This window comes from Pseudomonas sp. Y5-11 (assembly GCF_022368695.1).
In the GTDB taxonomy this organism is placed as follows: domain Bacteria; phylum Pseudomonadota; class Gammaproteobacteria; order Pseudomonadales; family Pseudomonadaceae; genus Aquipseudomonas; species Aquipseudomonas parakoreensis.
The window spans coordinates 6,443,161-6,457,687 of record NZ_CP058974.1; the positions used below are offsets into that span (position 1 = coordinate 6,443,161).

General features: G+C 62.2%; 9 protein-coding genes. 5 read left to right on the forward strand and 4 right to left on the reverse strand.

Features of this window, described 5'->3' with window-relative positions; translation table 11 throughout:
• The 4 genes from HXW87_RS29035 to HXW87_RS29050 are packed head-to-tail and all read right to left on the reverse strand — an operon-like array spanning position 1 to position 7,749.
• Complete coding sequence (locus HXW87_RS29035) at positions 1–4,575, reverse strand: alpha-2-macroglobulin (RefSeq protein WP_239778253.1); 4,575 nt, start codon at positions 4,573–4,575, stop codon at positions 1–3.
• Positions 4,572–5,222: a DUF1175 family protein gene (locus HXW87_RS29040; RefSeq protein ID WP_239779195.1), complete on the reverse strand. Its 651-nt coding sequence runs from the start codon at positions 5,220–5,222 to the stop codon at positions 4,572–4,574. Before HXW87_RS29040 ends, HXW87_RS29035 begins: the two co-directional genes overlap by 4 nt.
• Entirely contained in the window at positions 5,207–6,919 is a 1,713-nt protein-coding gene (locus HXW87_RS29045) for a DUF2138 domain-containing protein (protein WP_182402632.1), read from the reverse strand. The genes HXW87_RS29040 and HXW87_RS29045 overlap by 16 nt, the downstream gene beginning before the upstream one ends.
• A gap of 38 nt (positions 6,920–6,957) precedes the next feature.
• Positions 6,958–7,749: a DUF2135 domain-containing protein gene (locus HXW87_RS29050; protein WP_047296857.1), complete on the reverse strand. Its 792-nt coding sequence runs from the start codon at positions 7,747–7,749 to the stop codon at positions 6,958–6,960.
• A 281-nt stretch (positions 7,750–8,030) separates the two neighbouring features.
• Here HXW87_RS29050 and HXW87_RS29055 point away from each other — a divergent pair, with 281 nt between their 5' ends.
• The 5 genes from HXW87_RS29055 to HXW87_RS29075 all read left to right on the forward strand — a co-directional run bounded on the left by HXW87_RS29055 (position 8,031) and on the right by HXW87_RS29075 (position 14,424).
• Positions 8,031–9,176, forward strand: coding sequence for a Fic family protein (locus HXW87_RS29055; RefSeq protein ID WP_095668207.1), 1,146 nt, complete (start codon positions 8,031–8,033; stop codon positions 9,174–9,176).
• 105 nt (positions 9,177–9,281) lie between these two features.
• The gene (locus tag HXW87_RS29060; RefSeq protein ID WP_007894317.1) at positions 9,282–9,524 is read left to right on the forward strand and encodes an exodeoxyribonuclease VII small subunit; all 243 of its coding nucleotides are present in this window, start codon (positions 9,282–9,284) and stop codon (positions 9,522–9,524) included.
• Positions 9,521–10,408, forward strand: coding sequence for a (2E,6E)-farnesyl diphosphate synthase (ispA, locus tag HXW87_RS29065; RefSeq protein ID WP_239778254.1), 888 nt, complete (start codon positions 9,521–9,523; stop codon positions 10,406–10,408). The genes HXW87_RS29060 and ispA overlap by 4 nt, the downstream gene beginning before the upstream one ends.
• A gap of 91 nt (positions 10,409–10,499) precedes the next feature.
• The gene (gene dxs / locus HXW87_RS29070) at positions 10,500–12,398 is read left to right on the forward strand and encodes a 1-deoxy-D-xylulose-5-phosphate synthase (RefSeq protein WP_239778255.1); all 1,899 of its coding nucleotides are present in this window, start codon (positions 10,500–10,502) and stop codon (positions 12,396–12,398) included.
• Positions 12,399–12,537: 139 nt separating this feature from the next.
• Positions 12,538–14,424 carry a TonB-dependent receptor gene (locus HXW87_RS29075; protein ID WP_239778256.1) on the forward strand — a complete coding sequence of 629 codons (1,887 nt, stop codon included), beginning with the start codon at positions 12,538–12,540 and terminating at the stop codon, positions 14,422–14,424.
• Positions 14,425–14,527: the final 103 nt, after the last annotated feature.

The window sequence follows — 14,527 nt, forward strand, 5'->3', positions numbered from 1 at the left end:
TCAGTTGACCGTGACCTGACCGAGGGCGGCTTTCGCTTCCCGGGCCTGATGCTGCGGCGCGTAGACCTGAGTGAAACGCACCGGCGGCAAGTTGAACTGGCCCTTCTGCGAGAAGCGCACCAGATGGCGCAAACGCAATTCGCCGCTCAGCGCATCCACCGGCACCGCGTAGGCCAGTTGCCCCGGCTCGAAGCGCGCCTTCTCCAGCGCGGTCGGCTCGGTGCCGTCCTTGCCCTGCAACTTGATGCCCCAGGTGGTGCGTTCGACATCGGCGCCCGGTGGCAGCGGCACTTCAAGCATGCCGTAGCGCAGCGGTTTCGGCGCCTTGCTGGTGAGGATCACTTCGTCCAGGTACAGGCTGTCGCTGGACAGCGGTTTAGCGCCGACCGGCTCCAGTTTGAAGGTGAACGCTTCGTCGCCCGGCACCAGTCGCGACAGACGCCGGGTGATCGTCACGGCCATTGGATCGACCGCCGGTTGCTGGGTCTGGAAGCTCAACGCCGCGCGCAGCGGACGCTCCTGAGTGCCGGACACCGACAACACGCTCGGCACCGGCGTCGCACCCTGCCAGGTCCAGTACATCTCGCCGGTGGTGCCGTAGTTTTTCTTCCAGCCTTCACCCGGCATCAGCGCGATGGTCGGCGACGCCTGAGCGATGCTGCGTTGCAACCAGCTCAGCGCCAGGGCGCGTTCGAGGGTCGATTGCTGTGGCAACAGACGTTGCAGCAACGCCGTCGCGCGGGCCTGATCGAACGCTTGCAGCGACAAATTCAGCGCTTCGGCAAACGGCTGCGAACTCACCGCCAGACGCTGTTGCGCCGCACCGACCTGTCGATTGAACGCCTCCGGCAACGCGACTTTCGACTGGGTCGCCAGCGCCGCAGTCAATACCCGCGCCGCCGCCAGCCCTAGCGCCGAATCCGGATCGCTCATCACCAGGCTGTCTTCACCGTCGTCCATCAGGGTTTCGGCGTTGCCCTCACCGGCCTTGGCCAGATCGTCCATCAAACCGCTGAGCAAGGTGTTCACTGGCAGATGCATCTGCCTGGCGAACGACAGAATCAGCGCCCGCTGCAGCAATGGCGTGTTCGGCGCTTGCTTGGCGTAGACCTCCAGCACCCGCTGCCAATGCTCCGGCGGCAAAGTCAGTTCCAGCACCTGACTGGCGTTCCAGTCGGCGTAGTAAGCGTAAGCAGTGAGGAAGGCGTCCGGCTCACCGTCAAAGCCCCACCATGTAAAGCTCGCCGACGGTCCGGCCATCTGCACCAGACGCAGGCGGCTGTTCTGCATGATCAGGCGCAGTCGATCGCGGATCTGCGGGTTCGACGCCAGCGACGGATAAGCAATGCTCAGCGGCAGCAAGCGGCTGGCGGTCTGCTCGACGCCACCGTACGGGTAGCTCAGCAGATCATCGAGCGCGGAACGGAACAGCGCTTGCGGACTGTCATCCAGACGCAGGCGAATATCGGTGGCATCTGCTGGCAAACTCAACGGTGTGTCGCCGCTGGCCACGTCGAGGCTCTGGGTTTGCGTGACTTGCCAGCCGTCACCCGTCGCACTCAGGCGCACGGCGAGGGCGTCAGCGGTTTTGCCGTCCTGTACCAGTTCGGCAGTCCACTCACCCGAGGCCAGGGCGAACGCTGGCAGCGGCACATAGTTGATGCCGTTGTTCAGCGTCACCGGCAGGCGTTGTTCGGCGCCGGCGTAATGGCTGACCAGCTCAGCCTTGACCGGTTTCTCGGCCTGGCTGAAAGCGAATACACCGAGTTGTGGCTGATCGCCCTTGCGGAATTTGCTCGGCCCGCTCCACTTCAGGTACAGCGGTTTTTCCGAACGAACAAACTGCTTCTTCTGTCCGACCTGACCGTCATCGGCGATGGCCCGCGCGGTGATGCGCCAGCGGGTCAGCGAGTCCGGCATCTTGAAGGTGAAGCGGGTTTTGCCGTCAGCACCGGTCAACAACTCTGGCTGCCATGCGGCGGTGTCGACGTCTTCACGACGCGGACGCTCCAGCACTTTCACCCCGCGTTCGCTGCGGTTGGCCTTGCCCGGCGCGCCGGGGCTGCCCGGCAACGCCACGTCGTAACTGATGAACGACAGGCTGGCGCTGGTGCGCACGTTGTTGCGCCGTGGGTGGTAGAAGAACTGGTCGATGGTCGGCGCGACTTCCGGTTGCAGCGCGTAGACCATTTCATCGACCACGCTGACGGTCAGGTGCGCCGGTACCGCTTTGCCGGCGAACTGCGTGGTCAGGTCGACGGTGACGGTGTCGCCCGGCTGATACACCGCTTTGTCGGTGCTGATCGCCACGTCGATTTGCGGTGCGACCACCTTGATCCCGGCGTTCTGGAAGCTGTACTGCCCGCCCTTGGTGTACAGCACCGAGAAGGTCAGGTTCGGCGCGAAATTGTCTTTCACCGGAATCCGCGCGCGGTATTGGGTGTCGCTGAGTTTTTCCAGCTTCAGCCAGTCGCCGCCCTTGGCCAGCAGCGCGGTGGCTTCGACTTTGTCGCGTTCCAGCGACAGCAGGGCATCGTTGACCGGCTCCGGGAAGGTGATCAGCGCCAGCGCTTCATCGCCAGCCTTGTACTCAGGCTTGTCGAGGACGATTTCCACAGTGCCCGGCACCGCTTTGACACCCTCCCCCGTAACCGAATGACCGGTGGCGCCGATGACCCGACCGTGTTGATCTTTCAGCGTCAGGTTGTAAGTACCCGGACGCTCGAAGGCAATGTTGAAGCCCTTGTCGGTCGCCGCCAGTTTGCCTTCGCCGGTACTCTGGTCTTCCAGACGCACCCAGCTGTAGCTGCTCGGGGTCATGGCTCTGCTCTGCTCGCTGCCGCCCTCGTTGACGTAGCGGAACGCAACTTTGTCGTTGACCGCGCTGAAGCGTTGCGGCGCGCTCAGGCGGAAGCTCGCGGCGCCACGGTCGATGAGGATTTCCTTGGTGGTCTTGACCCGATACGCCGCGCCATCACTGGCAAACACGGTGAGCATGTAGCGGCTCGGTTTGTCTGCGGCCGGCAGGTCGAGGGTCGCGTTGCCCTTGCTGTCGGTGGTCAGTTCGGTGCTGGTCAGCTCCACCGGGAATTGCCCGAGGTATTGCAACTCGTTGTCGACCATCGACAGTTGTTGGGCACGCAGGCTCAGGCTCAGTTTGGCGTTGGCCACTGGTTTGCCGTCCGGGTACAGCAGCACCAGACTGCCCTTCACCGGCTCACCAGTGCGGTAATCCTGCTTGGCCAGATTCAGCGAAATTTCGAAGTGCGGCTTGATGTATTCGGCCACACGGAAAGCGCTGCTGTAGGCCTGATCCTTGTAGTTGAAGCGGATCTCGTAACCACCGGCCACGGCGTTGTCCGGCAACTGGAACCGGCCTTGTGTACCGGCCTTGGAATCGAGTTTCAGGTCGAGGTGCTGCAGCTCGGTGCCGGTGGCATCCAGTACGCTGACCGTTACGTCAGCCGCACCCGGCAATACCGAATCCCGCGCATTCTTGAATTCGCGACCGACGATTTTCAGCGACACCCAATCACCCGGGCGATACAGCGGTCGGTCGGTGAACGCATAGAGTTTGGTGTCGTAGATTTCGCTGTCGTAATAGAAGTTTTCCGAGACGAACACCCCGCCCTCTTCGTCCTCGCCAATGACGAACGAACGCTCGGGGCTGACGTGTTTCAGGCGCAGCAAACCATCGGCATCAGTGGCACCGCTGCTCATCACGCCGAGGCCGTCAGTCCACAGCACATTGACCTTCGGCACCGAACTGCCTTCGTGTTTGCGCGCGGCCCAGACCAGCAATTCATCGCCGGCAATCTTGCTCACCGCCACGGTGTTGGAAACGAAGACCATGGTGGTCGCGCGGTACTTGCCGATCAGCGCTTCGACCAGGTACAGACCCGGCTTCAGGTTGCCCAACGGGATGTACACGTTACCCGGCGCAACGCTGACGAACTCGCTGGACGACCCGGCCAGATTGACCCCGGCCGGCGGCTGGATCGGCTTGGCCTGCCACAGCGGATAACGGAACTGGCTGACCACCGGCAGGCCCGGAATCAAGGCGAATTGCGGCTGCGCGTCGTACGGCGTCGGCGCAGCGATGGCGGTGCCCATCTTCAGCTCCGGCACTTCCTCGGTGACCTGCTTGCGCGACTCGTAGGAGAACGCGCGCTGCATCACCCGCCGCGATTTGCGGTACCAGTTGTCCCACAGGTACGCGAGGGTGTTGGACAGGCCTTCGCCCTTGAATTGGCCGTCGCTGACCACCCGGTGCAGGTTCTTCTGGCGCTTGAGGAAATCCAGCGGTTTGTCGATGCGGTACACGCGAATGTCGGCGCCGCCATACGGCTCCATGCGGAAACGGCGGTAGTCGCGACCGGGGGCTTCGAGACGCACCATCGCCTGCTCGTCGGCGGCGAAACTGCTGTCGGCCAGCAGGAAGAAGCTTTCACCGGCGACTGGCGTGTAGCCACTCGGCTCCACCGAATCTTCAGCGTTGACGGTCGCCAATGGCAGCAACAGCGCCAGCAGCAGAGGAATTCGAGCGCAGAGTCGCAGCATGCGGGCACCGGTCATTGGGAGAGAAAGTTCAGTCGATAGACGCCGATGAAGTTGGGGTTGGCTGCGTCGGGTATCCATCGGGTGTCCTTCCATGTCATGAGTTGCTGCAGGCTTGCCGAACGCATGCCGTTGTCAGTGGGGGTGGTCGTGCCGGTGTGATAGGCGATGTAGCGGCCCATCCAGATCATCAGGTGCTGGTCGTCGCCCTGATCGAAAAACATCAGGTCGCCGGGGCGTGCCTGGGACACGTCGCGGCTGACCAGATGGCTATTGAACTGAATCAGTTTGATCGCGTTGACGTACGGCCCGACCTTGCCGCCGCCCTGCTGCCATTGCTGGGCGAGCTTGCGCTGCTCATCGCTGAGCGACAGTTCCGGCGGCAGGTAGCGATTGGACAGGCCATTGCTGCGCAGCCATTTGTCGTCGTGGACCTTCAGCGCTTCGTTGGCGGCAAAACGCACGAGGCCTGCGCAGTCCTGCTGATACCAGCGCGGGCTCGGGCCCTGGCTCAGTTGCTCCTGAGCGATGCGCACGAACCAGGCGCGGAATACCTGGGACTGCGCCGGATCCAGCGCAGGCGTTTCGATGGCTCGGGCACTGGCGCAGAGCAACAGCGCGAGCAGGCCGAGGCTGCGGATCAATGCCGTCACAGCGCTTTCCATTCCAGCGGCAGCCATTGCCAGTGGCCGTCTGGCTCGCTGCCTTCGGGCAAGGTCAGGGCGTATTTGCCCATACCGCCGAGGGTGCGCAGTTTCGGGATCAGGTAGGTTTGCGCGGCGTTGTAGAACACCGGCTCCATGTCCTGCGGCAGGCTGTCGAGGGTTTCCTGCTGCATCAGTTGCGCCATCGAATCCGGGCCGAAGTAGATCGGCATCAACACATCTTTCGGCAGCACGTCAGCCATCGGCGGGAAGCGCTTGTCGAGGGTGCCAAGGGCCTTGTCGACCAGTTTGTCGTCGAGGGAGAACAGCAGCGTCGAACCGTGACGCGCGAGGCTGACTTTCATGAAAGCGCGGCCGCTGATCGCGTCCGGGTTCTCGGCAGTCTTGGCGGCGTACGGACCGAAGTTGGAGCTGACCTGACGCTGCCAGACATGGTTCTGGCCTTCCTGCTTTTCGACCACCGGGAACGCGTGTTCATCGACATTCGACTCGTAGGCGCCCACCATCGAACCGAACAACGTGCCCAGGTCGCCATCGAGCTTGCTGCTGTCCTCATCCTTCAGACTGGCGACCAGCAACGGCGTGTACAACCGCGAATCGGCGTACCAGCACAGGCCTGCCGCACCGGCGACGTGCTCGGTGAGTTTCTGCGCCACGGCTTCGTCGGCGCCGAGTTTCACCAGCAGCGGTTTCTGCGGTTCCGCCGCCACCGGCAAGGTCACGCAGGCACTGGCGCCCAGCGGCATGGCTTGCCACACCGGTTTGAAATCGAAGTCCGGCTGGTTATCCAGCTCATCCATGGCGAGATAGCTGTGCCAGCCTTTGTCGTCCATGTCGAAACGCAGCCCGGCGAAGTTCGGGATGAAGCGCTGATAGCCCATCGCAAGGACGCTGGAATTGACCGACAGACGCTGTTTGATCTCCGGCGCCCTGGCCGGCAGACCGAAGGCCTCGGGGAACAGTTTGTCGCCGTTGAGCAGCGCGGCCAGCGCCTGCGGCGAGACGTGCCCGGACTCTTCCGATTCGCCATTGGCCGGGTCGTAATATTTGTTCGGGTTGGACAGCACCACCAGTTTGTCGCCACGCGACGCGAACAGCAGTGATTTGCTGGCGTTGTAGCTGAGCTGGTACAGCGGCACTTCGTCACCGCCGACCTTGAGGCTGGCGAACACGCTGAGCTGCGCATCGTCCAGCGCGACTTTCGCCAACGGTTCAAGCAGCTTCGCCAACCCGCCGCGATCCATCACCAGCAGGAAATCCTTGAGCCGGCCGTCGGCACCGCGCCACAACGCTACATCGGCCGGTTGGTCGAAAAGCTGTTCGATCAGGCTGTCCTGCAGCTTCAGGTCGTGCTCGTAAATGATCCGCCGCAGGCTGCCGATCAGGCCGAGACGGTCGGCGTGGGTTTCGTAATAGAAGACGAAATCTTCGGTGAGCGTGGCCTTCAGGAACGGCACCGTCAGCAGGTCCTTGGGCAACTGGCTCAGGGAGCGGGTTTCCAGCAGCGCATCCGGACGGCTCAGACCGAGCTTGTCGCTGGCCAATGCCGCCGCCGGCACCTTGGGCTTGTGCAGCAGCCAGCCAAGACCACCGGCTGCTCCAGCCACCAGGGCCAGGCCGATCAGCAGCGCCGGCCAGCGCCGGGAAGGTTGGCCGGCGGGAGTCGGGACGGCCGGAGAAGCAGCGTTATCACTCATGTTCACAAAACCCGAAGTTCATCCGTGGAGCGGGATGCTTAATAGTTGAAAGTCTTGACCAGCAGCAGATCACCGATCGCCCGCAGGGGCACGATGAATGTTTCGCGTTTTTCGTCGACCGTGTTTTCGTTGAGCACCAGCGTGATTTGCGAGGTAATGACCTCGTTCTGATTGCTGGCCTCCTCGAAGTTATAGCCGCCGTCGCCGAAGTTGCCCCAATAGTTGACGTAAACCAGATAGGTGCCATGCAGCGGCGCGGTCATGGTGAACATTTCCGGGCCGGGGCCATCGACGCCATCCGGATCCAGACCGCCGCCGTTGGTCAACGCCGTGTGGGCGAAAAACGCATGCTGGCCGTCCGGGGTAATGATGTGCAGGTCGAGCTCGGCCTTGGGATCATCCCAGCCGAGCACCACGCGGATTTTCGCCGGGGTGCGCAAGTTGTTCGCTTCATAGAACTGCACACGCTTGAGCGACTGCCCCTCGGCACTGCGCACTTCGACACTGTTGGAGCCGGCGCCAAACGCATAAGGCCGGGCGAAACGCCCGTCATCGTCGGTGTACAGATTCAATGGATTGCCGTTGACCGCCAGCGTATGCGGCCCGCGCTGATGACCGATAGCCTTGAGCTGGCCCTGGATCATCGTGCGATTGCGCTGGATGCCACGATCGATTGGCGGGGTGGGATAGGCGACTTGCGGGTTTTCACTGCGATCAAGCAGGCCGTGATAACGCCAGCCACCGGACGGCTCTGACAGCTCGGCAGTCGGCGCCGCCAGCAGCGCAGGCGCGCAAGCCCAACCGATCAGCAGCCAAAGAAATGAACGCATGTAATGCCTCCTGCCATGCCTGAACGAAACCTTGCACCCGATCCTCGGTACTTCACAGCGGTGGAAACTGCGTTTCGTCTGAAAGACCCCGTGACTAGCGGGTCGTAGAAGGCGCGAAGATTAGCGATTCGGCAGTTTTTTAACAATCGGATACATGTGGATTTGCGGCGAGAATCACGCCGTAAAGTGGACGGTGAGCCGAATAGCCGTCATATTCGGCTCACCAAATGAGCCGAATAGCGATTCTATTCGGCTCACAGCCCTATTACAGGCAATAACCGATGACGACTCAATGGATCTGGCAACAACCTGACTGGCCTGATTTCAACTGGCAGGCCGAACGTCTGGCACCCCTGTTGCGCGAGTGCGTGCAGGCACAAGGCCAATTGATGGGCATGGCCGGATCTGTTGGCAACTCCCTGAGCGCTCAGACCGAACTCGACGCACTGCTGCAAAACATCGTGACCTCCTCGGCGATTGAAGGCGAGCAGTTGAATGTCGGCTCAGTGCGTTCGTCATTGGCTCGACGCCTGGGGCTGGAATTGCCCGACGGCGATAAAGTCAGCCAACGCAGCGAAGGCCTGGCGCAACTGATGCTCGACGCCACCCGGCGCTTCGCTGAACCACTGACGCTGGAGCGATTACTGGAATGGCATCGATGGCTGTTTCCGGATCAGGAAAGCGACTTTACCGCAAGGTCGATGCATGTCGGTGCGCTTCGCGGTGACGAACCGATGCAGGTAGTTTCCGGTCGTCTCGACCGCCCTACTGTGCATTTCGAGGCGCCACCGCGCCAAGGTCTCGAGCGGCAGCTCGACAGGTTTCTTGCCTGGTTCGAGGCCAGCCAGCATCAAACAGCGCTGGATCCGTTGCTGCGGGCCGGCATCGCGCATTTCTGGTTTGTCACGCTGCATCCGTTTGATGACGGCAACGGACGCCTGACGCGGACCATCACCGATCTGGCGCTGGCGCAAGGCGAAGCACAGGCCATCCGGTTTTACGCGATGTCGGCCAGCATCCTCGATGACCGAAGCGGCTATTACCGAGTGCTTGAGGCCAGTCAAAAAGCCACACTGGATGTCACCCAGTGGCTCACGTGGTTTCTGCAGACGCTTTTACGCAGTCTGCAGCAAGCCATCGCGCGGATCGAAAGTGTGCTGGGTAAAACCCGGTTTTGGCAGGCGCACCGTGAATCCGAGCTTTTGGTGGAGCAGATCAAAGTACTCAATCGTTTGCTCGACGGTGGAGAGCGCGGGTTCGAACACGGTATCAGCGCGGCGCAGTATCAGGCGGTTGCCAAGGTCTCCAAAGCCACGGCGACGCGACATCTGGCGGAACTGCTGGAAAAGGGTTGTCTGCAGCGAATGCCCGGAGGCGGACGGAGCACGCGATACAAAATCACCTACCCGGACAATTCCTCCAATTGAACCGCTGCCCCATTGGCGAGGGCTTACGAAAGCCCCGCTCATTTGCCCATAAACCCCCTATCTGCTAGTGTCGCGCCGGTTTAACGTCAACCGGAAATCGCCGCCATGGCCCGCAAAAAAGCTGCACTGGATTTCGAACAGTCCCTCGCCGACCTGCAAACACTGGTCGAGCGTCTGGAGAACGGTGAATTGTCGCTGGAAGACTCGCTGACCGCTTTCGAGCAGGGCATCGGTCTGACCCGTGACTGCCAGGCAGCGCTGGCCCAGGCCGAGCAGAAAGTGCAAGTGCTGCTGGAGCGCGATGGCGAACTCGCCGAGGAACCCTTCGACGCGGACCAGCCAGAATGATTGCGGCGTATTCGGCGACCAGCCAGGCACGAGTCAATGCGGCACTGGAAATGCTCTTCAAGGCACCGCTGCCGGAACTGTCGCGCCTGTATGAGGCGATGCACTACAGCGTGATGATCGGCGGCAAGCGCGTGCGTCCGCTGCTGGCCTACGCCGCGTGCGAAGCGCTGGGCGGCAAGGCTGAGCAAGCCAACGGCGCGGCCTGCGCGGTTGAGCTGATCCACGCTTATTCGCTGGTGCACGACGATTTGCCGGCGATGGACGACGACGATCTGCGTCGCGGCCAGCCCACCACCCACAAGAGATTCGACGAAGCCTGCGCGATCCTCGCCGGTGACGGCCTGCAGAGTCTGGCCTTCAGCGCCCTGCTCGATCCGCGCCTGAGCAATCTGGATGCCGACATCCGCCTGCAACAGGTCACGGCGCTGGCGCACGCCGCAGGCCCGGCGGGCATGGTCGGCGGTCAGGCCATCGACCTCGGTTCGGTCGGTCTGAAGCTCGATCAACAAGCGCTGGAGCAGATGCACCGGCACAAGACCGGCGCGCTGATCGAGGTCAGCGTCAAACTCGGCGCTCTGGCCAGCGGCCGTGCCGAGCAGGATGAACTCAAGGCCCTGCAGACTTATGCACAGGCCATCGGTCTAGCCTTTCAGGTGCAGGACGACATTCTCGACGTCGAAAGCGATACCGAGACCCTCGGCAAGCGCCAGGGCGCCGACATCGCCCGCGACAAGCCGACCTACCCGGCCCTGCTAGGGCTGGAGGCGGCCAAAGCCTATGCCCTTGAGCTGCGCGATCAAGCCCTGCAAGCGCTGCGACCGTTTGACGCGGCCGCCGAGCCTTTGCGCGACCTGGCCCGGTATATTGTCGAGCGGCGCAACTGACGGCTAATCCGCCAAAAAAGACCAACGCGTGGGCAGGGGGCGATGCATCAGGTAAACTGCCGCATCTTTTATACCTATAACGATTCGCCTGATGCCCACGACGTTTCATGAGATTCCCCGCAAGCGCCCGACCACGCCCCTGCTCGACCGCGCGAACACGCCGGACGGCCTGCGCCGGTTAGGCGAAGCCGAGCTGGAAACCCTGGCCGATGAGTTGCGCCTGGAATTGCTCTACACGGTCGGCCAGACCGGTGGGCATTTCGGTGCCGGCCTGGGCGTCATCGAGCTGACCATCGCGCTGCATTACGTGTTCGACACCCCGGATGACCGGCTGGTGTGGGACGTCGGGCATCAGGCGTATCCGCACAAGATCCTCACCGGTCGTCGCCAGCGCATGGAAACCTTGCGCCAGAAGGACGGCATCGCGGCCTTCCCGCGTCGCGCCGAGAGCGAGTACGACACCTTTGGCGTCGGCCACTCCAGCACCTCGATCAGCGCAGCGCTGGGCATGGCGATTGCCGCCCGCCTGCAAAACAGCGAGCGCAAGGCGATTGCGGTGATCGGTGACGGCGCGCTGACCGCCGGCATGGCCTTCGAAGCGCTGAACCACGCGCCGGAAGTCAACGCCAACATGCTGGTGATCCTCAACGACAACGACATGTCGATCTCGCGCAACGTCGGTGGCCTGTCGAATTATCTGGCGAAGATCCTTTCCAGCCGCACCTACGCAAGCATGCGTGAGGGCAGCAAGAAAGTCCTGTCGCGCCTGCCCGGCGCCTGGGAAATCGCCCGTCGCACCGAAGAATACGCCAAGGGCATGCTGGTTCCCGGCACCCTGTTCGAAGAGCTGGGCTGGAACTACATTGGCCCGATCGACGGCCACGACCTGCCGACCCTGATCGCCACCCTGCGCAACATGCGCGATCTGAAAGGCCCGCAGTTCCTGCACATCGTCACCAAGAAAGGCAAAGGCTTCGCTCCGGCGGAAGTCGACCCGATCGGTTACCACGCGATCACCAAGCTCGAACCGGTCGACGCTCCGGCCGCCGCGCCGAAAAAGGCCGGTGGGCCGAAGTATTCGACGGTGTTCGGCGAGTGGCTGTGCGACATGGCGGCGGCTGACCCGCGTCTGGTCGGGATCACCCCGGCGATGAAGGAAGGCTCGGACCTGGTGGCGTTCAGCGAACGTTTCCCGCTGCGCTATTTCGACGTGGCAATTGCCGAACAGCACGCCGTGACGTTCGCCGCCGGCATGGCCTGCGAAGGTGCCAAACCGGTGGTGGCGATCTACTCGACATTCCTGCAACGCGGCTACGACCAGTTGGTGCACGACGTCGCGGTGCAGAACCTCGACGTGCTGTTCGCCATCGACCGCGCCGGCCTGGTGGGCGAAGACGGCCCGACCCACGCCGGCAGCTTCGACCTGTCGTACCTGCGCTGCATCCCGGGCATGGTCATCATGACCCCGAGCGATGAAAACGAACTGCGCAAGATGCTCACCACCGGCCACCTGTACAACGGCCCGGCGGCGGTGCGTTACCCACGCGGCACCGGCCCGAATGCGACCATCGACAAAGACCTCGAGCCGATCGAGATCGGCAAGGGCATTGTTCGTCGTCAGGGCAGCAAAGTCGCTCTGCTGGTGTTCGGCGTGCAACTGACCGAAGCGCTGAAAGTCGCCGAGAAGCTGGATGCGACCGTTGTCGACATGCGCTTCGTCAAGCCGCTGGATGAAGCGCTGGTACGCGAGGTCGCCGGCAGCCACGAGCTGCTGGTGACCATTGAAGAGAACGCGATCATGGGCGGCGCCGGTGGTGCGGTCAGCGAATTCCTGGCGCGCGAGAACATCCTCAGGTCGATGCTGCACCTGGGCTTGCCGGACATTTACGTCGAGCACGCCAAACCGGCGCAAATGCTGGCCGAGTGCGGGCTGGATGAAGTGGGAATCGAAGCGTCGATACGCGAGCGTCTGGCTTTACTCGACAAATAAACGCAATACCCTTGTGGGAGCGAGCCTGCTCGCGAATGCGGATTGTCAGTCAAAGTAATACTGACTGATCCACCGCATTCGCGAGCAGGCTCGCTCCCACATTTGATTTGTGTACACCTGAAACACCAGTGGAACGTCCATGAACCTCTCGCGCCTCGCCCTGCCCTTCTTCCTGTTACCGACCGCCAGCACTCTCGCCGACACCTTCGAACGCGATCAGGCCCTGAAACTGCCGGACACGCTGATCAGTGCAAACCGCCAGGTCGAAGCGCGCAACGACAGCAGCGCCGCCAACACGGTGTTCACCCGCGAAGACATCGACCGCCTGCAACCGGGCAGCGTCACCGACTTGCTGCAACGGGTGCCGGGCGTGCAAGTGGCGCAGGCAGGCGGGCGCGGCAGCCTGCCGGGGATCTACATTCGTGGCACCCAGTCGGCGCAGAGTCTGGTGCTGGTCGATGGCCAGCGCATCGGCAGTTCGACCTCCGGCGACAGCAACCTGCAGCACCTGAACATCGATCAGATCGAACGTGTGGAAGTGCTGCGCGGTTCGCGTTCGGTGATTTACGGCAGCGATGCGATTGGCGGGGTGATTCAGATCTTCACCCGGCGCGGCAACGAGCAAGGCCTGCAGCCGCGCTTGCACGTCGGCTTCGGCAGCAACCAGACCTGGGAACGCAGCCTCGGCCTGTCCGGTGGCGACGAGAAGACCCGCTTCAACCTTGGCGCCAGCCTCGATGACACCGCCGGTCTCGACCGCACTCACGAGTCCTATCCCAGCGACGGCGATCATGATGCCTATCGCAATAAATCCGTCAGCCTGAGCCTCAGCCATGCGCTGGCCGATGACATTGAAGTCGGCGCCAACCTGCTGGATAACCGTGGCAAGAGCGAGTTTGACAATCCGTTTGGCCGCTTCGATACGTCCACCTTCGAATCGGTGCAACAGCAGCCCTACAGCGACTTCAACGTCAGCAGTGTCAGCAGCTACGTCGATGCACGGTTCAACGAAACCTGGAAAACCCGCGTCGAATTCGGTCACAGCGAGAACCGCGAGAAAACCTTCGACAAGCTCAGCGACGAGCGCACGGTGTTCAATACCTATCGCGACTCGGTGAACTGGCAGAACGACCTGACTCTGGATGCGCGCAACAGCCTGATCCTCGGCGGCGACTGGTACGAGGACCGGGTCAACAGCAGCACCGCATTCAACGAAGACAGCCGCTGGAACCGCGCCGCGTTCATCCAGCATCGCTATCAGGCCGACAGCTTCTCCACCGAACTGGGTCTGCGTCACGACGACAATCAGCAGTTTGGCAGCCAGAACACCTGGAGCGGCACCTTTACCCTGCCGCTGAACCCGGACAACGATCTGCTGCTGAGCTACAGCGAAGGCTTCCGCGCGCCGACCTTCAACGACCTGTACTACCCGGACTTCAGCAACCCGGATCTGAAACCGGAAACCTCGAAAAGCTACGAACTGCAATGGCGCAGTCAGTTGGACGATAGCAGTCGGCTGGAAGCGTCGATCTACCGCACGGATCTGCAAGACGCGATCATCTTCGGCAGCAACTCGCGCCCTGAGAACGTGGCCTCGGCGCGGATCAATGGTTTCGAAGCCGCGCTGAAACAGGAACTGTTCGGCTGGCAGAGCAATCTCGGTGTGGCGATTATCGACCCGCGCGATCGTGATACCGGGCACACTCTGGCGCGTCGTGCGCGGCGCACATTGAGCTGGGATATGGATCGCCAGTTTGACCAGATCGGCGTCGGTGCGAGTTGGCAGACTGTCAGCAACAGTTATGACGACCTGAAAAATGAAAACCCGCTGGGTGGCTACGCCTTGTTCGGCTTGCGCAGCAGTTGGGCGCTGAACCGCGAGATCACGCTGGATCTGAAGGTCGATAACGTTTTCGACAAAGGCTACAGCCGGGCGAATTACAGCTATGACGGCAGCCAGTATGGCTATCGCGAGGAGGGTCGAGTCTGGATGTTTGGGGTCACCTGGACTCCAGGACTTAACTGAACTCCCTGTAGGAGCTGCCGAAGGCTGCGATCTTTTGATCTTGATCCTCAGCGACTCCAAGTCAGCCACAAGCAAGATCAAAAGATCGCAGCCTTCGGCAGCT